Origin of the sequence: Salinibacter sp. 10B (genome assembly GCF_002954405.1) — a bacterium.
Taxonomy (GTDB): domain Bacteria; phylum Bacteroidota; class Rhodothermia; order Rhodothermales; family Salinibacteraceae; genus Salinibacter.
This window is the reverse complement of record NZ_MQWC01000004.1, coordinates 1,940,757-1,964,297: the sequence shown is the minus strand read 5'-3', so window position 1 is coordinate 1,964,297 and position 23,541 is coordinate 1,940,757. Positions and strand designations below refer to the sequence as shown.

The 23,541-nt window shown below is 59.1% G+C and carries 17 protein-coding genes; all 17 read right to left on the bottom strand.

All coding sequences use genetic code 11. From position 1 onward, the window contains the following. Window position 1 precedes the first annotated feature (1 nt). Window positions 2-1,090 (bottom strand): T9SS type A sorting domain-containing protein, encoded by a 1,089-nt coding sequence (locus BSZ35_RS08240; RefSeq protein WP_105011987.1) that lies wholly within the window; start codon window positions 1,088-1,090, stop codon window positions 2-4. 769 nt (window positions 1,091-1,859) lie between these two features. Next, on the bottom strand, window positions 1,860-4,724 hold the full coding sequence (locus BSZ35_RS08235; protein ID WP_181149245.1) for a hypothetical protein: 2,865 nt from the start codon (window positions 4,722-4,724) through the stop codon (window positions 1,860-1,862). A 583-nt stretch (window positions 4,725-5,307) separates the two neighbouring features. Continuing rightward, the gene (locus BSZ35_RS08230) at window positions 5,308-6,075 is read right to left on the bottom strand and encodes a class I SAM-dependent methyltransferase (RefSeq protein WP_105011985.1); all 768 of its coding nucleotides are present in this window, start codon (window positions 6,073-6,075) and stop codon (window positions 5,308-5,310) included. Window positions 6,076-6,099: 24 nt separating this feature from the next. Beyond that, window positions 6,100-7,314 (bottom strand): glycosyltransferase family 4 protein, encoded by a 1,215-nt coding sequence (locus BSZ35_RS08225; protein WP_105011984.1) that lies wholly within the window; start codon window positions 7,312-7,314, stop codon window positions 6,100-6,102. A gap of 11 nt (window positions 7,315-7,325) precedes the next feature. Then, complete coding sequence (locus BSZ35_RS08220; RefSeq protein WP_258096151.1) at window positions 7,326-8,444, bottom strand: glycosyltransferase family 4 protein; 1,119 nt, start codon at window positions 8,442-8,444, stop codon at window positions 7,326-7,328. 129 nt (window positions 8,445-8,573) lie between these two features. Then, window positions 8,574-9,380 (bottom strand): class I SAM-dependent methyltransferase, encoded by an 807-nt coding sequence (locus BSZ35_RS08215; protein WP_105011983.1) that lies wholly within the window; start codon window positions 9,378-9,380, stop codon window positions 8,574-8,576. A gap of 236 nt (window positions 9,381-9,616) precedes the next feature. Further along, on the bottom strand, window positions 9,617-11,533 hold the full coding sequence (asnB, locus tag BSZ35_RS08210; protein WP_105011982.1) for an asparagine synthase (glutamine-hydrolyzing): 1,917 nt from the start codon (window positions 11,531-11,533) through the stop codon (window positions 9,617-9,619). 154 nt (window positions 11,534-11,687) lie between these two features. Further along, window positions 11,688-12,851: a glycosyltransferase family 4 protein gene (locus tag BSZ35_RS08205; RefSeq protein ID WP_105011981.1), complete on the bottom strand. Its 1,164-nt coding sequence runs from the start codon at window positions 12,849-12,851 to the stop codon at window positions 11,688-11,690. Between the two features lie 10 nt (window positions 12,852-12,861). Then, complete coding sequence (locus BSZ35_RS08200) at window positions 12,862-14,325, bottom strand: hypothetical protein (RefSeq protein WP_105011980.1); 1,464 nt, start codon at window positions 14,323-14,325, stop codon at window positions 12,862-12,864. Between the two features lie 18 nt (window positions 14,326-14,343). Next, on the bottom strand, window positions 14,344-15,417 hold the full coding sequence (locus tag BSZ35_RS08195; RefSeq protein ID WP_105011979.1) for a glycosyltransferase family 4 protein: 1,074 nt from the start codon (window positions 15,415-15,417) through the stop codon (window positions 14,344-14,346). Window positions 15,418-15,441: 24 nt separating this feature from the next. Then, the gene (locus BSZ35_RS08190) at window positions 15,442-16,644 is read right to left on the bottom strand and encodes a glycosyltransferase family 4 protein (RefSeq protein WP_105011978.1); all 1,203 of its coding nucleotides are present in this window, start codon (window positions 16,642-16,644) and stop codon (window positions 15,442-15,444) included. A gap of 137 nt (window positions 16,645-16,781) precedes the next feature. Further along, complete coding sequence (locus tag BSZ35_RS08185; protein ID WP_105011977.1) at window positions 16,782-17,840, bottom strand: exostosin family protein; 1,059 nt, start codon at window positions 17,838-17,840, stop codon at window positions 16,782-16,784. 27 nt (window positions 17,841-17,867) lie between these two features. Further along, window positions 17,868-19,046: a glycosyltransferase family 4 protein gene (locus tag BSZ35_RS08180; RefSeq protein ID WP_105011976.1), complete on the bottom strand. Its 1,179-nt coding sequence runs from the start codon at window positions 19,044-19,046 to the stop codon at window positions 17,868-17,870. Between the two features lie 33 nt (window positions 19,047-19,079). After that, on the bottom strand, window positions 19,080-19,976 hold the full coding sequence (locus BSZ35_RS08175) for a sulfotransferase domain-containing protein (RefSeq protein ID WP_181149243.1): 897 nt from the start codon (window positions 19,974-19,976) through the stop codon (window positions 19,080-19,082). A 57-nt stretch (window positions 19,977-20,033) separates the two neighbouring features. Then, a complete protein-coding gene (locus BSZ35_RS08170) occupies window positions 20,034-21,158 on the bottom strand; it encodes a glycosyltransferase family 4 protein (protein ID WP_105011974.1) in 1,125 nt (374 codons plus the stop codon). A gap of 214 nt (window positions 21,159-21,372) precedes the next feature. Then, window positions 21,373-22,419: a sulfotransferase gene (locus BSZ35_RS08165; protein WP_105011973.1), complete on the bottom strand. Its 1,047-nt coding sequence runs from the start codon at window positions 22,417-22,419 to the stop codon at window positions 21,373-21,375. Between the two features lie 16 nt (window positions 22,420-22,435). Next, on the bottom strand, window positions 22,436-23,521 hold the full coding sequence (locus tag BSZ35_RS08160; RefSeq protein WP_181149242.1) for a glycosyltransferase: 1,086 nt from the start codon (window positions 23,519-23,521) through the stop codon (window positions 22,436-22,438). Window positions 23,522-23,541: the final 20 nt, after the last annotated feature.

Here is a 23,541-nt window from a genome sequence, read left to right as displayed (position 1 = left end):
ACTACTGAACAACCGACAGTCGCTGCGTGTCGGTAAACGTTTTTCCCTCAATGCGGAGGAAATAGGAGCCACTCGATTGATTCTGGACCGGAATGCGAATGTCCTGCTTCTGGTTGGCCGAGAGCGTGCGATCGTACAGCGTGGCCACGCGCTGGCCCAGAACGTTGTACATTGACACAGTGACGTTTTGGGTCTTCCGCACTGTGATAGACAGTCGGGCTTCGGACTGGACGGGATTGGGGGCGACGGGGGAAAGCCGATAGGCCTCGTCGAGCGTCATCTCGACCGTCACCGTCGTGCTCAGGGAGGTGCTCCCGTCCTGGTCGATTTGCTGAAGGCGAAATTCGTGGGCTCCCACCTCAAGGGGATCCGTCTTCAAGGTATAGGAGGTTGGAGTGGAGGTCGTGCCTGCCCCGTCCACAAACTGAATTGTCGTCCAGGCAGTGGCGCTCTCATCGGCCAGACGGTGCTGCACCTCAAAGCCCGCGTTGTTGGTCTCCTGAGCGGTGGCCCATTCGAGGCGAACGCGCCGGTCTTCCCGGGCGGCCGTAAGATCGGTGAGTTCCACCGGGAGGGCCGACGCATTGAGGGCATCGAGTACGAAGAATGCCCCATTGGCGTAGGTGCCATCGTCTTGACACGTTGCGACGTCGACATTGTCGCACGAGGCATAAGCAACGCGTCCTCCCACATTCACGACGCGATCGTCCGACACGTCGTACACCTCGAACGTGAGCGGCGCCCCGTCTTGGTAGCCGCTCGGGGCCTCGCTGATGATGGCCGGACCGGACGCAGCCACCGCGAGGTCATTTCCTGACCAAGCACCGTATCCTGCACAGTCGCCGTCCGCATTGCGAAGCGCGAGGGTATCCGACGGGGCGAGCGAGGTCCCGTCCGGAAGGATGAGATTCGCGGAGGAGGGAAGGAGGACGGTGGCGTTGTCGACATTCGAGACGCAATTCTCCGCGTAGTGAAACGACTGGGCCTGTGCGGGACCGATGGACGACAGGCAAAGGGGCAGGGCAAGCAGGAGAGTCCAAAGGCGCATGAGGGAGGGGGAGAAGCGGGAAAGAGCGTCAGTTGTCCGCATCTCATCCCAAAGGTCGTACCGCGGTCTCCTTTTGGAGCAGTCCCAGTGTGCCTGCCTGTGACCACGGTTACGTTTCAAAGCGGATTCTCTCCTGTGTGAGCATCAGACATGTCGGGCTGGGAGAAATCGTAGATGTGAGCGCGAAGGGGACTGGAAGATTATACCTTCGGTCCGGTCGGGGAGATCTCATGGTCGGAAGAAGTGGAACGGCTGGGCGATTGGGAAATGGAATCGCCCGTTTGAAGGTTATTGGCCGGTCTGGACAGAAAAGGGAAGCACATTACGAAATTGGGACGTGCCCGGTAAGAACAACGGAATGCATGACACCAAACCGTCCGCTCGGCCCATATTGAGTGTATGAGCCAGAATACTGTAGTCCCCGTCGAGTAATTTCGTGTTGAAGATTTGAGGAATGTGGGGCGGAATCCGCCCGTTTAGGGGCAGTATTCTCCGACGGGGGCCTCCCGTGTGAGGAGAGCGGAAGGCGTGAGGAGAGACGAGCAGTCCCGCACTTGTGAGGCCACGGGGGTTCCCTGTTCGGAGATGCCGTTTCATTCAGCGCAGGAACCGACGTTTTCCTCGCCTGCCAAGGCAGGGTCCCTTCGTCCCTGAAGCCTGCAACCGGACGTCGTATAAAGCGGGGACTTGAGATGAGAGGAGAAGAAACACGAACGCTCCTGGGAGAGGCGCTCCCAGGGGCTTCGAGGATGTACGCTATGTGGGAATGGGGGGAGGAACGTCAGATTCCGTTCCTCCCTGCGTGTGGTACTTATGGATAGGAGAAGGAGGTGGACGCACTTACGTACACCTTGTACGCCTGTCCGGGTTGTAACGAGCCAATCTCGTCGAGCCCGCGAGCAGGGATGTACGAGTTGCCAGCCTGGTCTTTCACGATGTCGACCTTGTCGATAATCGACGCAAATGCGTCATCGACCGGCATTTTGCTGGACGGGTAGTAGGGGACGATATTCCATCCCTCGTTTAGGGTGAGGCTCGGCGATTCCAGGGCTGTGCCGTCAATCGTCATGGTCCGGTCCGTGGTCATGTAGACTCGGTAGCCCTGGCTGTCGTCCCAGGTCTCAAGTGAATTGCTTGAGCTTGTCGGATCGTAGGCATCGCCCTGCTGGTTCTGGACGATCGCGAGGTCCGTCTCTACGTCCGAGAAGAGCACATCCATCGATCCGTCCGAAGGAGTCAGGCGGCTGGAAATAAGATTCCAACCGGACGTGAGTGTAATGTTCTGACTGGTGGTATCAGACGGGGTGTAGTCGATGATTTCGTCCCACGTCGGGTAGTCTCCCATAAGCGACTCATCGTTTCCCTTTGGCCACATCTTTCCGGCCCACGTGGTCATCGAGTCAAGGACTCCTGCCAACTCGTCTCCGTGATCGTCGGCAATAGATCGCCAAGCCTGATAATAGCGGGACTGGCTTTCCCACTCCGGGACGTTCGTGGCCGGTTTGATCTCGATGTCCTCATGATCAAAGATCCGGGGATCGCTTTCGGCATCACGAGGGAAACTGCTCGGATCATAGCTCTTTGTCTCATGCCACCAGGTTCGGAAGGCCGCCTCCACAACTTTGCCCGTGGTATTGTGAGACAGTCCTCTCCAGGAGGGAGAGAGATCGCTGAGGAGGAACGTCCATCTGAATCCCCCAGGATTCCAAGACGAGACAAAACGCGTTGATTTCTCTGGGTTGTTGCCGAGCTTGTTCGAAACGAGCTGCCACTTCGTAACCGAACTCGTAAGGGTTCGAAGAGCGGTAGGGTGTGGGCCCGTAATGAAGGCCTGCTGGTAGTTCCAGTCGACCGGTGAAATGCCTCCGGGGTCTCGAGCTCCGGGATTAACGATAAGCTGAGCATGGTACCAAAGGTGGGTCATGTGGACGCTGTGGGCCCGGTCGCCGTATCCATATTCCGGGTCTCCACTGAGGGTCCCGTTGACATGGGGACCGAGTTGAAAGAGCATCCGTGACCCGCTCAGCCAGGAACGGGGTTCGCACCAACTGTGGTAGTCTTGTTCTTGATAATTGCAATACTCTTCGCCCGCGTTGTCGAATAAGTGGTTGTCGAAGAGGGCGTTAAGCACCCGAATGGTGATCCATTGTTGACTCGAAAGGCGAGCAAGAGCCACTTCGTTATCCGTCGGAGAGCCGATCATGCTTGCCCCGTCGATGCTTTTCGGCCAGCCGATTTCGCGGGTCTTATCCCGAAACGACCGGATTGCCCAGTTGGCATCGCCAGCATCGTCATTGTCGACCAATTGGCTGAATTCCCCGTTGAGGTACGACCAGGGGGCCGTCGATGTCATGTCGGGATGGAAGTCGAGTGGGTGTACGTCGGGCAACCAATTGTTCCAGTCCGGCAACTGCACAGCAAGAGGGATGCGACGTAAATTGAGCGTCGAGTCCATGTGGATGTGCCTCCAGTTGAGGTCACCGGCATGGGGACCGCTCTCGATGTAATCAATCCCCTGAGACGGGTCCCCATTCTTGGGGAAAATATGAGCCAGCATGTCTCGCTCGGTGTTTGGCTGTTCTCGCTGATTGTCAAGAACCCACCGCAGGCCCGCGCCCGCCATCCAGTAGGCTGCAGCGCCCTCATCGGCGGGCTGATTCGACCCGAGCATTTCGGGGCCCGGTTGAAACGGGGGATCCCAAGGGCGACCTGGCGGGTCGTACGTCGTCCCGCCTTCGGTTTGAAGGGTAAGAGACCGAATGTATGCGGCGATGTCTTTTCCCTGTTGAGCCGAGAGTCCGTGAAAACGAGCTCGGGAAACGATGGAGCGGTTGGAATAGCCGAAATACTTCAGGTCGGTTCCGTCCTTGAGGTGACAGCTTGAGCACGAAGCCGTAATCGATTCATCGGTCCCATTAACGAGAATGTCCCGCTGACTCCAGAGGTCGGCTCCATTTGAGGCATTTCCGTCAGAAGGGGAGGTCCAGTTCGAGGGATCGTCCCACGTCCAGGTGGTGCCGTCAATGACACCATCCATCATTCCGTCACCGTTGTAGTCGTCCGCATAGGCGTCAAAATCTCGGGCGTCGGGATCTCCTGGTTCCATGAATCCGATTCCGAGCACGCGATAGCCGGATCGAATGCCGTCTGTGCCGTTGAATCGGAAGTCGATGGTGTTTGCCCCGTCTTGAAGGGCCCCGGACGCAGAGGCGGGAAGAGTGAACCGAATCGTGGCTGAGGTTCCCCCCACACATCCGTGACGAGATTCCGGAGGGGGACAGTCTACGGTATTGTTTCGGACGTCAATCCAAGGACCGTCGTTTAGTCGAATCGAGGCGGCACCTTCAGTGTCAAAACCGTCCTGTTCATCGGTTTGAACCCCCCCCAGATGGTAGGAGGGCTGGTGCATCTGGAAATAGAGACTATCCACGCTGGATACGTCGGAGGCGTTCACGGTCACGCGCTCTATGTGACTCGATTGGCCGTCATCGGGATATACAAGGATCGGGAGTGTGACTGTATTGTCGGCTCCCTGGGTACGCACTGTTGTCAGCTCCCCGTTGAAAGCGGTAATGGCTACAGTGAACATGAGGATGCCCAGCACGACTCCAACTGTTGGGAGTTGCAACCATGCACTGAAGCGCGAAGAACTGGACGTCGACGGGGGAGCCATCATAACAGAAATATAAGTCTACGATGTGGGGGGAGGACGGCGGGTCCGCTCCAGTATGACGAGAGCAGAGGCTTAGCAAGAAACCGTCGAATACGAGGCACAACGAGTATGCCGCGAAGACTCCCTTAAAGAGGGTAGAAAAGGAACGGCGTCCCCTCCTTAGTCGGAGATGAGAGCGTAGTTCGACCTATCGAGCTATCGGAGAAAGAGAGCCCCCGAAAAAAAGAAATGAGATGGGAGAGGGGAGCGAATACGACAGGTTGGTTGAAGACAGGGCACTTACGGAGATTCCCTCTTTATGTGGCTGAACTCATAATGAGAAGCGAGACGTTCAGCATGCGTAATTTGTTCTCCTTGGCATTTTTACTGAGGAGGAAGGTCCGTATTCACTTTTTCCTGCGATTGAATTCTGCACAGTTTCAAAGTTGGAATGAGAGAAAGGTGTGGAGGTTAGGAAATGAGCTCGATTGGGGAAAATTCGAGAGGTCCTCTGGAATAGATTACAGGGAAGACCAGAGGGCTTTTCCGAGTTCTACACTGTCCCTCGCTCCTTCTCTGATCAATACGCTTGGGACGGCTTCACTATTCAGGCTTGAACAACTTGTGGTGGGCAATCTCGCTTGCGCGCAACGAGACGGATATTGTATGCGAGTGCTTTCGGGTATGAGACGCCCCCCTCCCACGCACGAAGCTGATTCAGACGTTTGACCAGCCCATCCGGGAGGAGGTTTGTTCGCTCGCCCACGGTAAGTATCCAGGTGAGGAAGGGGGAGAAAAGCCCAGTGAACCATGTCTCTTGGGGATCAAAGTTCCCACGAAAGAGCTGCTGGATCTCTGGAAGAGACAAGTGTTTGTGGCCCACTTCTATCGCAGTCTTGGGATGGTAACCACTTACCTGTAAATATCGTTGGTAAAGGGTGGGGAATCGTCGCTTGAAGTCAAGGGGATCGGCCCATGCAGTAGCTCCGTCAAACGGGCCTGTAAGGATGAGGCGTCCGCCGGAAGCGAGAACGCGATAAGCCTCATCAATGACCAGTTGCTTGTTTTCCTCCCCTACGTGTTCGAGCACCTCCGACAGGATGACGACATCGAACTCATGGTCGTCGAATGGGAGGTCGGTTGCGTTGCATGAAAGAAACGTAAGGTGCGGGTACTGCTCACGGGCCTGTGCTAGTGCTGCCTCGTCAATGTCAATTCCTACGAGGCGGTCGGCCTTGTTTGACAGTGCATTGAGTTCCCATCCGTACGCGCAGCCAATATCGAGAATGCTTCCGACCTTTTCGGGAGCAGCTTTGCGAATGAATGTGCCACGCCCACCGCCGAGATTTTTAAGAACCTGAATAAAAGAAAACATGATAACAGAGGGGAAGTGAAGGGGTTACACGGACGCAGGACGACGAGATGAGATGCGTCCGGCTGATGTGCTCTTTGGGGAGTTCTGAAGGACCTTCCCAATTAAGAACTGTACCCTTTCCACCATATTTGCTGTCGAAAACCTGGAACGAGCCAGTGCGTGTCCCTTTCGGGCGAGCAAGGTGGCAGACTCCTGGTTGTCAAGCATGTGCCGCAGGGCCAGGCGGAGCGTTTGGGGATCGTCGGCAGGGGTTAGAACTCCTGTGTCACCGTCGACAATGATTTCAGCGGGTCCTCCTTTGTTGGTGGCGATGACCGGCCGTCCGGCCAACATGCCCTCCACGATGACTCGTCCAAACGGCTCGGGTGCGGTGGAGGTGTGCAACACGACATCACAGGTCTGCATCAACACGGGAATGTCGTTCCGGAACCCGGTCATCCACACGCGATCGTGCAGGTTCCACCGTTCGACGTCGCTCCGGAGGCGGGCAGCGTAGTGTTCGTCTTCGGGAAACAGCGCATCGCCAACCAGAAGGGCCGTAACGTTCGGGAGGTCGCGCAATGCTTCGATAAGCACGTGCTGCCCTTTCCACTCGGCCAATCGGCTAAAGACCCCCACCACACCAGAAGACGGCAGATTAAGCTCGCGGCGAACGGCGGCCACGTCGTCAGGCGTGACAGCAAGGAAAGGGGATGCGTCAATGCCATTATGCACGACGGAGATCCGATTTGCGGGTCCCCCGTTCGCAACCAGTGCGTCGCGCGTTGCATACGAGTTTGCGATGACGTGCGATGCGAAGGCTGTAGCCACGATCGCTCCGACCCGCCGCTGCACTAACCCGAAGTGGGCGGGCGACATCAGGTCCCGCAAGTTCCAGATTACGGGTCGTCGCGCAAGGAAGCCGGCAAGGGCCGCGACGAGCATCGACTTCTGCGAGTTGGCCAGAATAACATCGTAGTCTCGGGCTAGGCGGGCCAGGCGCCAGATGAGTCGCCAGAGGCCCGGGAGGGCTCGCACGCTATCAAGTAGAGAGCCCTCCCGGCGGATGCCGTCGAGCGTCGTTGGAGCGGGGAGAACGGTCGTGTCAACGCCGTTTTTTTGCAAACGATCGAGAAAGGGACCCTCCTCGAACAACACCACCTGACTCGTGTCTTGGAAGGCGGTGGCCACTGCGAGGAGGGACAGTTCGCCCCCTCCAAGTTTGGCCGTGTGGTCAACGAAAAGTACGCGAGGAGACATGATGGCAGCGATTAGGCGAGAACGGTTTCGTAGACGTGCCGCGTGTGCGCAGCAATGACGGGCCAGTCGAAGCGCTCGCGGACATAGCGCTGGCATTCGGCTGTAGAGGGAAGAGAGCGGCGACCACGAAGCGACTGAACGAGCCCGCTGGCCAGTATTTCGGCGGTGTCTCCGGGAAGGACGAGCGTTGGGTCTAGATCGGAAACCACCGCCGGGAGTCCACCGTGCGGCGTCACGAGCACGGGTGTGCCCGCGGCGAGAGACTCGACCGTGATCAGGCCGAATCCTTCAAGGGCAATGGTCGGAACGATCGAAACGTCGGCGGCCCGGTACACGAGGGGAAGTTGCTCTTCCGGGACGAAGCCGAGGAGACGCACGTGGTCTTCCAGTTCGAATCGCTCAATTTGCGCCTTCAACTCCGCTTCTAGCGGTCCCTTTCCTGCCACGTACAGGCGCACGTCGGGCACACGACGCCGCACCATTCGAAGGGCGTCAATCAGGTTTTCCAGTCCCATGCGACGGGCCAGCCGGCGAACGGCAACAATCGTGGGACAGTCCGTGGGCCACCCAAGGGATCTGCGCGCGTCTTGCCGAGAGCGTCCCGTGTCGAACGCATCGGCGTGGACCCCGCCGGGTACGATTTCGATTTTCTCGGGAGAGACGTCGAACTCCCGAATCAGGACATCACGGAACGCGGAAGAGAGAACGATAAACTGGACCCCGCGCCGGTAGACGATGTTTTCGAGCCACTTCTTGGCCCGAACGGTGAGGGGCGACGCGCCCTCGACTCGACTCTCCTGTGCCCACGGACCGTGGAAGTGGATGACGAGCGGTCGGTCGCCGATCGCGGGAAGGGTAGGGGCGGTGTAGAGCGCGAAGTGGGACGCGATAAGATCCACAGGCGCATTCTGAAGAATTCGATTGACGGCTCGTCGGACTCCTGTTAGGCGGGATAGAAGAGAGCTGCTGTCGGAAGCGAAGGCCGAGACCGCCTGATTGGACGTGGAATAGACGTTTTCCGACCCAGCCACCACCCCCTGAACAGAGACTCCTGTGTCCGGCAGGTGCTGCGTGAGGCCGTGGTACATCCGGTCGAGTCCGTTTCCGGCCTGTTCGGGAAACCAACTCATTCCGATCTGAACTGTGTGGATCGGTGGGGAATGGGTCGCTATGCGGGTCATGGGAAGCGGGAGGAAGGCTGTCGATCCGAGTTAAGGGGCAGCAGGCAGTACTGCTTGCTCAGGAGGGTCATGTTCTCCTCAGCGCTGTCTGCTAGCAACGAGCCAGTACTGGTCGTTTGCGTCCGTGCGGTATTCGCAGACGGCCTGTCTACGTCGCGCCTTTGGAAGACGAGAGGCCCACATGTCTGGGGCTGGAGATTTCCAGTCAATGATGTCAATATCGTGGGTGTCCTGAAACCGGCTGGCGATGTCGGCCTCCCGGTTTGATGCTTGGTTGGGGTGAACCTCTATGATTAAGTCGCATTTTGAGAAATCAACTACGTCTGGGTTCGCAAGCGTAAACTCGTATCCCTCACAGTCGAGCACGATGAGAGCGGGAGGCCGAAGGTTTTTGTTAAGCCACGTCGGAGTACATGCACCAACAACCTCTACATTCGGGGATCCATTGAGGGCAGCTGATTTTCGGGTGACATCTCGGGCCCACCAATCAGTATCAAAAGCCACTACTTGAGTATCCGGATGAAGGAGAGCGAGCCCGACAGCGTAGTATCCCTCGGCAGAACCAACGTCAAGGATTTGTTGGTAGGACGAGGAAGCAAAATCTTTAATTTTTGAGTGGATAATATGCTCGTAGGACCCCAGCAATTTAGGGGCAAGATGCCGGTGGTGCGTGTCTGGCGGAAATTCTAATCCCTTGAATGGGCCCGCCTGCACCGTCGCAGATCCAAAGATTTCGATACATTCTGCGGTGAGTTTGTCGCACCCGCAGCTTTTTTCGTACGACTCCGAAAAACGTCTCGACCGTGCCGCATGGAGGGAAGCGTACCTCGATGGGGCGACAATTTGAAAAATTTGCCTTGCTATTTGCTTCACTTTTGATGTCATGGACGAGAAGGAAGTTGGTAAAAAGAAGAAATAAAGTAGCGTTCTATCAGTATCTTGTACAGAAGTATATGAGGGGTAAAGTAAGTAGGAATATGAAAGAGTAATATTCAGGAATGCCTGGGCCCCATGCATTCGTTCCGGAGCGAATGAGGTGGGTGAAGTGGCTGCGTGCTGATTATTGAATTCCCTCACTGAGGAGGAAGCAGAGCGGGGTCGGGGCGAAACGGGAGCAAGGGTTATTGGAAGAGGGCGTCGAGGCTGTCGGAGCGAGAAAGCGTACCGTCGAGCGTCTGGCGGGCCCACAGCTCTAAAACGAACAGCGTCCAGAGCTGCTCTCCCCAGTCCTGGGTGTGGTGCCGGTGCTCGTCAAGCATGCGGCGGACAAAGGAGGGAAGGATCCAGCCTCGATCGAAGAAGTGATCACTGTCGAGAGCGGCGCGAACGTACGGGGCCAGTTCGCCTCGGAGCCAGTCGGACGCAGGCATTACGAACCCTCGCTTGCGGCGGTACAGCACCTCGTGGGGCACGTAGCGCTCGGCGAGGCGCTTTAGCAGATACTTTGTCGTGTAGCCGTGTAGGCGGAGGGACGTGGGGAGACGAGCCGCGTATTCAATGAGGTCCTTGTCGAGCAGCGGAGAACGGGCTTCCACGGCGTGAGCCATGGTCGACACGTCCATCTTGGTGAGAAGCTGGTCCGGCAGATACGTGGTGAAGTCTCCGTAGAGGGCGCGGTCCACATCGTCTTGGCCCTCGGCCTGGGACCACACGGTCCGATACCATGTGTCCGGGTGCTTTTCGGCGACCGAACGATGGAGAGCAGGCGTATAGGCCGTCTCGCGGTAGGTGCGGAATGCCCGGTCGTAGACGAACGAGTCGCGAGCAGATCCCGCGCCGGCGTCCGCAAGCATCCCGACGCGCTTCAGGAGCGCGCCGTATCGATCGTCAGCCAGTCCGTTTAAGCTTCGGCCCAGCATCTGACGTACCATTTTGGGCAGGAAGCGACGGTAGGACTGGGCCGCGCGGGCCACCATTGGACGGGCGTATCCCCCGAATACTTCATCGCCTCCATCTCCATTCAGGACGACCGTCACGTGTTGCTTTGCGGCCTGGGCGACATAGTAGGTCGGAACGATCGAGACGTCCGCCAGGGGCTGCCCGTATTGCCAGATTATCTCGGGGAGATCGGCGATAGCATTGGGGCGGAGGATGTGCTCATGCAGGTTGACGTTCCAACGGTCGGCGACCTGCCGCGCGTAAGGCCGCTCGTCGTAGGCAGGGTCGTCGAAGCCCATCACGACGGCTTCGACCGGGCGGGACTGCTCCTGTGCCATCATGGCCACGACGAGGCTGGAGTCGACGCCGCCAGAGAGGAACGCGCCGAGGGGCACGTCGCTCACGAGGCGTTTCCGCACGGCCGTTCGGACGAGGTCGTCGAGGGCATCGAGGGCGTCATCTTCGGTAACGCTGAGCTTGTTTGTGAAGCGTACTTTCCAGTAGCGGTTTACGTCCAGGCGCTGGGTTGGCACGTGGTACTGGAGTTCGTGCGCTGGGGGCAACTGGTAGAGCCCCTCGAACATCGTGAGGGGCGACGGGACCGCCTGGTAGGTCAGATACGCGTCCAGGGCCGCGTCATTGACCGAGGGAGAGGTCGGGAGCAGGGCACGGAGGGCATTCAAGGTCGAGGCAAACGCTAGGCTTTGTGGCTGCTCCGTATAGTAGAACGGTTTCTTTCCTGCTCGATCTCGGGCACCGTAGAGGGTTTGGGACCGGGCATCCCAGATGACGAACGCGAACATGCCTTCGATGCGCTTCAGGAGACGGTCCCAGCCCCATGCCAGGTATCCATTCAGGAGCACTTCCGAGTCCGTGTCGGAGTGGAACGGCAGATCCGATTGCAGCTCGTCGCGGAGCGCACGGTAGTTGTAGATCTCGCCGTTGAAGGCCAGGGCGACTTGGCCGTCGAGGGCCGTCATGGGCTGGTGCCCTGCGGACGACAGGTCGAGAATGGCGAGGCGACGAAAGCCAAGATGCGCCGGGCCAGACGAAAAAGAACCAGCGTCGTCGGGTCCGCGATGGACCATCAGGTCGCGGGCAGCGTCGAAGCGCTCAGGGCGAAGGGGGGCGTCGCCAATGACGCCAAGAATGCCGCACATAAACAAGGGGGAATTGGGACATAGGCAGAATCACAGTGCTTCGAATCTATCGCAAGACGAGCGGTTGGGTCTTCACTTTCCACTAGAACGGAAGCTGAGGTCAGGCGCAGGAGCAAGGGGGGCTTTGGCGCAGTCGTCCCCAGGAAGGGCGATGCTATGCAAGTTTTTTGGAGGCGGGTTGTGACAATCCAGAGTGGGAAGGTGCACCCACCTCGTGAAACAGTTCAAGGTAACGGCTCCCCATACGTGACCACGAGCAATTGAGGGCAGTCTCTCGGGCAGCGCGCCCCATCTGCGCACGTCGGTCTGGGTCGGACGCAAGCGTGGTAAAGGCCGTTTTGAGGGCCTCGACATTATCGGGGGGATCAATGACGATTCCGACTTCGGGAGTCACGAGACAGGAAGCACCGACCGACCGAGACACGATTACGGGTAGTCCGGTGGACATGGCTTCGGTGACAACGAGGCCGAACGCATCCTGATGAGAGGGCAGAACAAAGAAGTCGGCACTTCGCATGAGGCCAACGACGTCGCGCTGGAAGCCAAGGAAGTGCGTGCGGTTTGCTACGCCGAGATCGAGGGCCAAGGATGGGTACGGACTTCCATCGAGCGTGCCCGCAACGGCGAGGTGTAGGTCGGGAATGTCGACGAGGGCACGGAGCGCCGTGTCGAGGTTTTTGATGGGGCTGCGAAGATCTCCTACAAACAAGCCGAGGGGAACGTCCCCTGGGAGATTAAGTGCGGCGCGTCTGGAGGGGCCTGGGGAGAATTCATCAGTATCAACGCCGTTGGGAATCACACACAAGCGCTCAGAGGGAAGACCGAGCTGCACGAGGTCACGTCCTACGTTGTCCGACACGGCGACGACGACCTCTGCTTGGTGAAGAATGGCTCGCTCCCAGTGCGCGTTAAGAAGGCTGTAAAGTCTGTAGTACCACTTTTGAGGGGCTCGGTGCCGATGGGCCGCGTGGAAGGGCGAGTCGATCCACGTCCCGTGCACGAAGTGGGCGACGTTTACTGTGTGCGGGCGGTCGAGGACTACGCCGCAGGCGAGAAGGACATCGTAGCGGGAAGCGTGGGCGTCAAGGTAACGGTTTACGAGATGTTTGAATCGCCAGACGCGAATGAGGTTGACCGATTGGCCCCCAGGATGAATAGGTCTCCAGGTGGCCCCGAGGTCGACAAGGTGTTCGTCGACACGGTCGGCAAGAAGGTCAACGGTCACGCCCTGGGAGAGGAGGTACCGGGCGAGTTCGTAATTGACCCGTCCCTGGCCGTCTCCGGGATAGATGTCGTGGGAAATGAGGGCAACGCGCATGTATCGGGGGTTAAGTGGTGGAGAGGTCAGAAGGAGGGGAATGTTCAGCATTGAGTCGGTCTAGGACGCCGATCAAGAACCACACGATAGTCGTAACGGCGTAGCGGCCGCCCTCCAACCAGTTCAGGAAGGTGAGGGCAAGAATCCCTGCGATGCAAAGAGCGACTACGGAGTGGGAGCGCGACCAGTATTGGATCGACTGTTTGATCGTAAGGAAAACGATAATGAGGTATAGCGTCCCCCCGACGACCCCTGTTGATAGGAAGAGGTTACTCATATCCACTTCTGAGCTTCCTGCGACTCCGCTTTTGAATTTGTGGGCGGCTTGCGTTGTGGAGCCCAGTCCATTTCCCAACGGATTTGTGATGCCGTTGGAAAACCCGTGAATCATCATCATGAGGTGGATGGTTGCCGTCGACTTGTCCGGGTCGGCAATATTGAGGAATCCGTCTGCCTGTCGTTGCATTCGGAACTGAACACGGTCATTAGAGATCGTCGTTGCCTGCTTACTAATCACGTTGAGGCCGGTCACGAGCAGAGTGCCACCGACGATCACTCCGACCAGGCCTCGCAGAATCCAGGTTCGAACGTTATCCGCAAGTACGGCCCACAGGGCTGCGGCCATGACGAGAAATTGGGCAATGGGGCCCCGACTGCCCATCAGGAAGGAAGCGACCAAGAAGGGAATGATCGCAAGAAGGGCGGCATAGTCCTTTTTGAGGAGGAATCGGACCCAGAGAATTGTCGCCGCGATGAGGCTGAAGAGCGAGTATTCAATCGAGGAGGCGAATAATGAAATGGGGGCTTGAATACCGGCGCTGTCCAAGGCCGTATATGCACAGCATTGGAACCACATTTCTTGGTACGGGAGGTAGCCGTAGAAGACTTGATACAGTCCCATAATGATGGCCACACCGCCCAGGGGAAGAATGACACGGTAAAGAACTGTGTGCACGTATCCTGTAGATGCGAAGGACTGCCCGATCCAGTACCAGAGCAGGGGGACGATATAGAACAGGGCCCCAGCGACCCCGACCATCATCCCTCCCTGTCGGGGATTGAAGATCTGGAGGATCATCACGGCCATGAGCGCAAGAATCCAGGGGGCAAGAGTTGTATTGAATTGGGTCTTTCGGAGGACGAGCGCAGCGGCGACAGTAATAACAGCATACGCGGGCCCGATGAGGAGGAGAGGATCTGTGCCAGACCAGCCGACGAGGGGGATCAGCATCCGCCGAAGGTCGCCCATTACGATGAGATACACGAGGGTGGCTATGGTCGCTAGCCGAATGTCCTTCAGGGCGAAGGCGACAAACGTCAGTGCAAGCACGAGGGTCAGTGCAAGGCGAATCTCCTGCTCAATGATGAGAAAAGAGAGAGCAGCGATAATCCCCCCACTCGCGAGGTAGTAAAGCAGGGTGGAGAACCATCCCCGGTCGAGGCTGAGTCCGGCGAAAGAGGAGGCAGAAGGCATGGTAGAGGAGAAAAATCGTTATTGAGTAGCGATCTGAGGGAGAGAGTCAGATCGCTCCCAAATGACCTCCTGGTAATGGTCCAGGTACACGGATAGGGGTTGGAGATAGTCCAGGAGTTCTTTGCGAGTGGCAGTCGAGATTCGCGTGTACTCGTCCAGGGACATGTGCGCCGCGCGTTCAAGAAGTTGAGAGAGCCCATCTGGATCGCTGGGAGGGCAGATGAGAGCATTACTTCCTCCAGCTTCAGGAAGGCCGCCATCCCGCGTAATGATGGCGGGGACGCCTACATGGCGGGCTTCGATTGGGGTGAGCCCCAGGTCTTCGTTGGTGTGGGGGGGCGTGACCATCCAGCGTGCGTGGCGAATGATGTCGTTCCGGGTCTTGTCGTCGACGAATCCTCGAATGTCGACGCCTTGAATGCTTTTCTCTTCAATGAGGGCATTCACTTCTGCTCGAAGAGGACCGTCTCCCATCAGAATGAGGGGCCATTCCGCCCGGTCGAGCCTCGCCTGGGCGTAGGCATTGAGGAGCACGCGGAGGCCTTTATTCTCAATCCAGCGTGCTGCGAACACAAACCCTTTGCGCTCGGCCACCGGCACGATCCCCTCCGGAAGGTTCGACACGATGGGAAGCTTTCCGCTGGTGGGGCGTCGATGCCGGGGCTCCCACGTCCGCCACACGAAGTCGGAGTTGTACCACACGCGGTCGGCAAGGCGGTGGGCAGCCAGGTTGAGCAGGCCGCGAGGCGTCCATTTTTCCCGCCGCCAGCCGTGAATGGTAAGCACGAGCGGGGTGCCCGAGAGCCGGGCCAGAAGGGCCACGTCGATGCTCGTGTTTTGGCCGTGGACGATATCGGCGTGTTGGATCAAGGACTTCAATTCGGCTGAGGCCCGATCCACGAAGACAACCGTTGCGGGGGTAGAGTTGACGTAGGTCGTGAGCGTCTCGTCCAGGGCAAACTGTCCGCTCACGCGCTTAAATGCGATGGTCACGGTCACGTCGTGCTTGGCGAGCTCAGCGGCGAGAGAGAAGATGAAGGCCTCCAGGCCGCCGAACGTCCCGAAGCTAGGGGAAACGATAAGTACGTTCATGAGGACGAGGTGGGAAAAGGAAGGTTAGGAGTAGGTGGAAACGGGACGAGGCCGAGCGAGCTCTTCGACGGTCTGGGCGAGGACGGGCCAGTCGAAGGAGTGTCGGTAGAGGTGCTGCCCGGCTTGTCCGAGTGCATCTCGTTCTGTGTCGGAGCGGAGAAACAGAGCCGTTGCCGCTTCGGCAAACGCATCCACGTCAGTTTCCGGGGCGAGTATCAGGGCGCGCCCGTCGTGCTCGTGGAAGATGGGATCGGTCTGGCATCCGCTCGTGGCGACTGTTGGCACGGCGTGCTGGAGGCTCGTCATGAACGAGCCGCGACGAGTAGAAACGCCCTTGACGAAGGGCGCCAAATAGAGATCCATAGCCGCAAAGTGGGTTGCGACCTCGTCGGGCGGCAAGGGACCTGCGTCCCGAAATGGGAGGGGGCCAAGGGCAGAGCGAAGGGCTGCTCCGTGCCGTCCCACGTAGAGAAGCAAGCATTGCCCATTCGAGACCTCGTGCAGTCGATGGGCGGTTCGGGAGAGATGAGCGAGGTGGCGCGATCCATCAATAGCCCCGAAATAGCCTACCACGAATGGAGCGTCGATCTGAAGGTGTTGCCGTGCCTCGGCGTTCGTAACCGGAGAGGTCGGAATGTTGGAGCCGACCGGAAGGTGGTGCAGATGCGTGTCCGGAAACCACGGCCGAAATTTGTCGATCCAGGCTGAGGTCGAGAAGCCGACGGCATCGGCCGTGCGGCCGAGAGCCCAGAACTGGGCGCGCTGCCACGTGGTCATGATGGCGTTTGGGAGGCTCGTGACCGGCACGAATTCCTCGTGGGCCATCAGAACGATCCGCACGGACGGATGCGTTCGCCGAATCATGTGGAGGGTCCAAGGGAGAACGGGATTGAAACCGTATTTTCCGTAGCTGAACTGATTGAATTGAACGAATAAGAGGTCCGGTGGGGAGGAGGCCACTGCCTCGCGAAGCTGGTGAACCCCGGTCAGCGAGTCGAGTGAAAATGCACATTCAACCTGTACTGAGTCCAGAGGAGTCCAAGTGGACTGGGCCGTACGGATTCGCACGCGGTGGCCGTTGGCCGTCAGCGAAGCGGCGAGGTGCGCCGTGTGATCCCCGATCCCGTCGAGCACGGGCGGCAGGACGGGAAACACCAGGTCGATCCGGAGAGCATCGGACGCCGATTTCGGAAGAGAGGGGGAGGCTGCGCGTAGAGAAGCAGGCATCGGTAGCGTGAACGGGTTGAAGGGTATGCCGCCGGGGCCTCGATATGAAACACATTCCGTCTATGAAGGACCTGCGTCATTGTACAGAGCCCAGGGGGAGGCCCGGCGCAACTGCCGTGTACTTCTGGTGCACCCATCTACCCGGTTTTAGAAAGAGCCTTTTCGGTAGAGGAGGCGCCGGTGGGGGAACCAGAGGAAGGAGACGATCCTCGATCTGAAAAGTGATTTCGCACAGCGCTTCCTACCATGCGAAAATAGGACGGATGCAGACACTGCGGTAGTGCCTTGAGGTACGGTCGCCTCGATGGAGAAGCCCCCTGCTCCGATTGAATGTCGAGGCACCAGTCCACGACGCGGTGGAAGGTCGCCTCCACTGAAAACCATTCCGTCCAGGCCTCTCGGGCGCGCATGCCCATTTCGGCGGCCTGATCCTCGATCGATTCGAGACGCGACGGGAGAGTGTCGATCTCTTCTTCGGAAATGCGGACGCTGAAGGCGTTCCAGTCGGGCCCCTCGGGCGGCACCCAGTCGTTGGAGATAATCACCGGGGCCCGGCCCATGCGAAGACTTTCGAAGAGACGAATGCTCGACGTGCCCACGCCCCGAGGTGCGAGAATAAAGGCACTTTCGTGACTAACCTGCCGGTAGTTGTCCTCAAGGCTGCGTCGGGCGTCGGGCGAGAGGTCCCCATACGGCCACAGTGGCGCCGTGTCCTTGAAATACTGGCGGGGATGAGAGAGCTGAAGGAGGGCCGTTCGAACGGGGTGAGTAGTGCTTTTTCCAATAAAAGAATACAGGTACGTAGGGGACTCCAGGGGCCGGAACGGCACGTAGTTATGACCGAAGGCCTTCAGGTAGGAGCCGGATCGGGTGTGATCGGTTCGGTTCCACCGTTGGGGGAGGGAAGCGTATACCCCGGGAAGGAAGGGAATCGCGTAGTCGTCCTTGCTGAAGAGGAAGCACTTCTCAGGGTATCGGCGGAAAAGCTCGCTCGACCAGAGGGTCAAAAAGTGCCGGGGGGTGCCTACGTTGTCGACGTAAAGAATGAGATCGGCCGCATCGGGATCGTCGGTGAGCTGGTGCACGCCAAACCGGTCGCGTCGGACTGATTCTTTCATCCGGTCGAGTTCGTCGTACGGATAGGGCCAGGTCGGATCCGAGGAAGGAGCGGCAGAGGTTAAAAAGACGGTCGCCATGTTGAGCAAAGAGGGAAAGAGGGGGAGCTAGGACATTTGAGGGACGGCCAGTTCGCTCGACGCGCTCCGGCTGTTCCAGGCGTCGATGGTGTCAGTGTAGCAGCCGGACAGATGGGCGAGAAATGTCGACATGCCGTGGTGGCGCCGGACGTAGCGTTGGCCGCGCTGGCCCATTTCAGTGGCGAGGATGGCGTCCGAGGCCAGGAGATCCATGCGGGAAGCGAGGGCCTCCACGTCGCCGGGAGGGACGAGGAGGGAGAATGAGGGATCCGCGTACTCGGGAATGCCGCCGACCCGGCTCGCAATGACGGCACGGCCGTGCGCAGCCGCTTCGAGCGTCACGAGGCCCGCCGGCTCGGCCCACATTGAGGGGAATACGACGGTCCGGGACTGTGCGATGAGGGTGGATACCCTGGAGGCGTCGACCCATCCGTGAAACGTCACGCGGTCGGCAACATCGAGGGTGCGGGCAAGGGTGCGGTATTCGTCTAGGTTGCCCTCTCCCGCCACGTCGAGGTGGAGTTCGGTTTCGGTGTGGGCCAGGGCCTCAAGAAGCCAGTCGAGTCCCTTTTGGGGAACGAGACGACCCAGAAAGAGGACCCGAGGGGGGCCTGTTCGTGGAGGGGGGGAGCCATCCGTCGCGACGTCGGGGGCCGGGGAAAGAATCACCTGAACGTTGTGTACGTCCACCCCGCTCCTTTCCATTTGCTTGCGGAGGAAGCGGCTGACCGTGAGTGTCGGGATGGATTCGACACTCGCCATTTCGGACCGAGTGCGCTGCACGTCGGCCCAGTAGCGGCCGGGGCGCCTGCTGCCGCAGTGCTCGGTGAGGCGATGCCAAAAGCAGCCGGTTGGGCTGAATGTACGAGTGCAGGGAACGCCGGAATGGGCGAGGAAACGCCCACCGCCGGGACAGGAGCCGTGGTTGCCGTGCATCGTCCGGAGGACGGGAAGGGGCCAGTCCGAAAGAGAGACCGGGTCGTGCAGGTGTAGAACATCAAGTCCCGCGTTCAGGGCTGCGGCGCGAAGGGCCGAGGGGGTCGGGACGGTCTGGCAATTTGGGAGAGAGGAATCGTCCGGTGGGGACACAGAGCTGAAGTAGGAGACGGTGTGCCCTGCTTCTTGCTGAGCGGCCCCGAGGCGTTCCACGTAGCGGGCAATGCCTCCGGGCGCCCCGAGATTCATTCCGTAATGGCCGACGTTCATGATTGGTAGGCGATAGGAGAAAAGGAGAGCGGCTTACGTCCAGTCCGGATCCGTCTCGTACCCGAGCTTGAGGACGAGGTCGTTGTAATCGGCCTTGAAGGCCCGGACGTGTTCGGGCGTAAAATGATTGCGCCAATCGCCGGGCACTCCTTTTCGGAGGTGGCTGTGTGTATTTTCCTCTCCCTTGGTGCGGCCTGTGAGACGCTCAAAGCTTCGGGCGTGTAGGATCTTCTCCACTGCCGAAGAGGGGAGCGACGTCATTCGATGTCGGGGCGCGGGAATGAGCGGCTGTCCCCCCGGCATAAAGCGACTTCCCTTGTGGCTTAGGCGATTGGACGTGCGGGCCAACCAGCGGATCGTGTCCTCGAAGGAGGAGGGGTGGGGCGTGTCGAGCATTTCCATGAACTGGAAGATGCGGAGGAAAGAGGAATGGGGATCGCGGGTCAGGTCCTCCATGTGCCACTCCATCACATTTTCCTGTTCGTAGTCCCACGTAAACATGTCCTCCAGGAAGGAGCGGCTGAACTCCATTTCCAGGTAGAGTCCCTCCGGCTTGGATACGGTCTGCAGCCGCTCCCGATGAGCCATCAGTTCGGGCCATTCGTCGGTCGGGTGGCTGTTCTTGTGGGAGAAGTAGGCGGACACGACCACGTCTCGTGGATCGCGAACGACGTGGAAGCCACGATAAAGCGGGAGGGAGCAGGCGTCCGTGTGGTTTGCGTTGGCGAGAACCAAGAAGTCGACTTGTTCAGTGTCCACGAAGGACGACAGGCTGCCGTATTCCTGAAAATCTTTCTCCTGGTTGACGATGCGAATGTGGAGATTCAGGTGCATGCACACCTCATGCATGATGTTGCCAGTCCAGCCGGTGGCACATTTGTGGTGACTAAAGTAGGCTCGAAGCGGGAGCGAAGAAGAAGCCGTGGACACGGTTCGAGTCGGGGTCGGAAGAAGAGACATGCGAAATACGAAGCAAGGGATGAACGACTAGACGGAGGACGACACTGCAGCTGACGAGCTGCTCTGGCGGTGTTCGGCGTAATACGTAGCGGGCAGAAGCGAAGACGTACCGGCGAGTGGAGTGTCGTGCAGGCGGTGGAGCTGTTCGAGAAGAGCGGTTCGGCTCCCAGTTGGCACCACGTAGCCGTTCCGTCCGTCGTGCACGTACTCCTTCATGCCCGTGTCGGCGGTGACGAGAACGGGAGTTCCACAGGCCAGAGCCTCCATCGGGGCATATCCGAATCCGTCCTCGAAGCTTGGGTGCACGAAGACATCTGCGGCCTGCAGGTGGGGAAGCGGGTCGCCCGGGGCAATGCGAATGCGGGCGTCTGCCTGGAGCCGATCGTTCATGTACTGTCGCATCTGGCGGGTTGCCCAACTGCCCACCAGGGTTAACTCGGCAGGGATGGAAAGTTCGGCGAAAGCGTCTAGAAGAAGGGGCACTCCCTTCGTGGCGTCGACGCGCCCGACGTAGACAATGCGGAAGAGGTCGTCGGATGGACGTGTGGTGGGGGGCTGGAAGCGTGGGGCGACGGCAAGGTAGGTGCGGACGAGTTTGCTGGCAGGGAGGCCGGCGTCTAGGAAGGACTGCCGCGTATAGTCGGAGTGGACGTAGATCCGGTCGGCAGCCTCGTATTCTCGGTGGGTTTTGCGGCGCTGAGCCTCGTTTAACCAGGAGTCGTCGAGTCCCGTCGTCGCGGCGGCGCGACGGTGCAGCCGCCGGAGATTGTCGACGTGCGAGTTGGCGGCGACAAGCTCCAGGCGGGGAGTGCCGAGCGCACGGGCACGGCCGAAGCTGTGCAGCGACTTGCCCACAAAGCCCATAAACGCGTCACATGGCTCTTTGAGCGCCGCCGCGGTGGTTCGGTCGTAGAGGTCGTTGAGAAGATGATTTTTCCAGGGGGGACTGAACCGGACCGGGGTGTACTGTGCCAGCCATCCGTGCCACCGGGGGGCCGGAAGGGAGAGGCCCAGCGAATCGTTGGGCTTTGGGGCTGGGCAGTAATATCCAGCAAGCTGTCCGGCTTGCCGGCTCTCTTCGACGAGTTGAGCGAAGTGTTGCCCGATGCCTCCTTGTCCATAAGCGGAGTTCGAGGCTAGAATGCGTTTCACGTCACAAGGGGACTACGAATGAGGGAAGAACGGCCGTAACGTACGAACGATCTCGGGGGCAGATATGAAGCTTGGGCTAGGGAGTCCCTTGGTAGTATTGGCGCAAGTGCGCAAGAAACTTCAGAGACACGTCGTCCAACAGGGGCTCTCTGAGAACGGCGTGCATCATAGCACAAGCCGTTCTGAGAGGCAGAGCCGAGCCTCGATGTCTGAACTATTGGCGAGAGGATGAGGAGGCCGGACGTGAGAACAGCCAGTCCAGGAAGTTCGCCCCTCGGCGACGAGTACGAGCAAAGATTGGGTGTTTCACGGTATAGTGGCGGATCTTGTGGTTTCGCCGGTTCTGTACCGCCCAGTATCCCTGCTTGAGGAGCAACTCGATGCGACTGCGGAGCGGGAGGGGGCGACCGTCGGGGACGTAGGCGAATTCCGTCATTTCGTCCCTACAGACAGTCTCTACGATTGCTATGGCGTCGGGGGACAGCTGGTGGCGCCAGGCCTCAACGCGATCTGTAGAAATGGGACGGGTTGCCTGTGTGTTGAAGGAGGAGGCGGCTGTGTCCTTCATGTACTGTTCGGCGTCGCGGTGGAAGGCAAGCATCGACGGATCGTAGGTCTCACCGAGGAAGGTGCATAGGTCCCGGACGGTCTGCTCCGGTGTGCCCACTAGGTCCTCGTATCGCACGATGTATCGCTGGGAGGCAGGGACGTGACGCTCGAGGATAGCACGTCCTTTCGTCATGTGCTTGTGTCGACTCAGTGCATTGAATACTGGGTCCGTGGGAAAGAAATCCACCTTTTGCATCGAGGCAACTCCGGCTCGCGGATCGCGAACAACGAGGATAAAGCGTGCCTCGGGAAACATCTCGTGCAGGACATCTGCGTAGAAGAGATTTCCAGGTGTTTTTTCTCCCCATCTCGGTTTTCCGTGGTGTGCTGCCCACGTGCGTAACGCCGTTGCATATGGATGGCGAAAGTCGGCCGGCCCCTCCAAGATCTGGTCGCGAAGGGCCGCAAGATCCAGCTCAGGGAGAAGCGAGGCCCATGACGAGAGGCATTCGTCAACGAAGGCCGCGAAGCGATCGGGGGCGAGGTTCGGAGTACGCCACTGGTCGATGGGGGTATTTGCGAGAAACGAGTTGACGTAGTTCAGCTCCTCCGGAATAGCAATGCGTGGGTGTGCATTCAGGAGTAGGCGGAGGAGGGTCGTGCCGGAGCGGTTGGCGCCCACGATGAAAATGGGCGCGGTGGGGGCAGGCATGGAAGCGAGAAACGGGTCAGGTGAAGCGGTTGAGGAGGGCGGTCAGCCGATCGGAGAGGACGGTGTAGTCAAATTGCTGGATGGCCCAGTCGCGGTTGCGTTGGCCAAGGGACAGGTTGCTTCTTTGAGTAAGGAGCCCTTGCACTCGATCGACCAGGAGGTCGGTGTAGTTCGGGTCGTGGCTTCCCGTGAAGGGGATGAGCATCGAGTCGGGCAGTACGTATTCGGCCTCTCCGACTTTGGTCGCAAGGACGTATCGCCCGCACGCCATGTAGAGAGGGAGTTTTCCAGTGGTGCGGACCTGGCCGACGAGGTCATTTGTTTGCTTCGAGAGGCATACGTCCATGGCCGTCAGGTACTTCGGAAGATCGTTGTATGGCACGTATCCAAGAAAGTGGATTCTGTCCGCAATGCCCCATTCCGCGGCCTTCTCTTTCATCCGTTCGATTCCGCTTCCGCCTCCAATCATGAGCGCCTGGATCGGGTGCTCCCGTAGCCGATGCACGACCTCCAGCATCTCCCAGCCGTAGCACGTTTGCAACTGCTCGTTCCAGACCGAGGAGCCGAGCGTCCCGAGCACGAGATCGTCATCAAGGTCGAGGCCGGCTCGAATCTCGGCTCCGTTCCCTGGTTTGAACTGAGTGGAATCGACGCCGTCTTGCACCACGGTCACGTTGTGATACCCCTGCTCGCCGAGCAGGTGCTTGTGGTTGGTGCCCCGAACGACCAAATGGTCGGCTCCCCGGAGGGAGAGTGCTTCGAGGGCGACGGTAAGTCCGTATCCCACGCGGCCCCGGCCGATGGAGCGACCAAGGGCGGAAATGGCATCTCCCGTGTCCACGATGACAGGCGTCCCAGTGATTGCCTTGTAGATTAGGGCGGCCAGCACGCCCGACGCCGCCATGTCAACGACGTAGACGACGGCCGGAGACTGGTCGAACAGGGATCTCACAAAGGTGGCCGTCGATCGGATTTTGTTTTTGGTGCGGAAGAGAAGTCGAACATCGAAATGAGGGGCAAGGTGCTCGGCAAAGCTTCGGGCACGGATGCCCATGGCACTGGTTCGGCTGCCATTCACCAGAAACGTGATCACCGGGAGCATGGGACGAGGGGCGGAACGGG

What these genes read in the sequence shown, in the direction of transcription:
- BSZ35_RS08200 (WP_105011980.1), bottom strand. Translation starts at nt 14,325, where the DNA reads ATGCCTTCTGCCTCCTCTTTCGCCGGACTCAGCCTCGACCGGGGATGG.
- BSZ35_RS08195 (WP_105011979.1), bottom strand. Translation starts at nt 15,417, where the DNA reads ATGAACGTACTTATCGTTTCCCCTAGCTTCGGGACGTTCGGCGGCCTG.
- asnB (WP_105011982.1), bottom strand. Translation starts at nt 11,533, where the DNA reads ATGTGCGGCATTCTTGGCGTCATTGGCGACGCCCCCCTTCGCCCTGAG.
- BSZ35_RS08220 (WP_258096151.1), bottom strand. Translation starts at nt 8,444, where the DNA reads ATGAGTTGGTTTCCCGAACAGGCCGGAAACGGACTCGACCGGATGTAC.
- BSZ35_RS08185 (WP_105011977.1), bottom strand. Translation starts at nt 17,840, where the DNA reads ATGGCGACCGTCTTTTTAACCTCTGCCGCTCCTTCCTCGGATCCGACC.
- BSZ35_RS08240 (WP_105011987.1), bottom strand. Translation starts at nt 1,090, where the DNA reads ATGCGGACAACTGACGCTCTTTCCCGCTTCTCCCCCTCCCTCATGCGC.
- BSZ35_RS08230 (WP_105011985.1), bottom strand. Translation starts at nt 6,075, where the DNA reads ATGTTTTCTTTTATTCAGGTTCTTAAAAATCTCGGCGGTGGGCGTGGC.
- BSZ35_RS08160 (WP_181149242.1), bottom strand. Translation starts at nt 23,521, where the DNA reads ATGCTCCCGGTGATCACGTTTCTGGTGAATGGCAGCCGAACCAGTGCC.
- BSZ35_RS08165 (WP_105011973.1), bottom strand. Translation starts at nt 22,419, where the DNA reads ATGCCTGCCCCCACCGCGCCCATTTTCATCGTGGGCGCCAACCGCTCC.
- BSZ35_RS08190 (WP_105011978.1), bottom strand. Translation starts at nt 16,644, where the DNA reads ATGCCTGCTTCTCTACGCGCAGCCTCCCCCTCTCTTCCGAAATCGGCG.
- BSZ35_RS08215 (WP_105011983.1), bottom strand. Translation starts at nt 9,380, where the DNA reads ATGACATCAAAAGTGAAGCAAATAGCAAGGCAAATTTTTCAAATTGTC.
- BSZ35_RS08180 (WP_105011976.1), bottom strand. Translation starts at nt 19,046, where the DNA reads ATGAACGTCGGCCATTACGGAATGAATCTCGGGGCGCCCGGAGGCATT.
- BSZ35_RS08235 (WP_181149245.1), bottom strand. Translation starts at nt 4,724, where the DNA reads ATGATGGCTCCCCCGTCGACGTCCAGTTCTTCGCGCTTCAGTGCATGG.
- BSZ35_RS08205 (WP_105011981.1), bottom strand. Translation starts at nt 12,851, where the DNA reads ATGCGCGTTGCCCTCATTTCCCACGACATCTATCCCGGAGACGGCCAG.
- BSZ35_RS08225 (WP_105011984.1), bottom strand. Translation starts at nt 7,314, where the DNA reads ATGTCTCCTCGCGTACTTTTCGTTGACCACACGGCCAAACTTGGAGGG.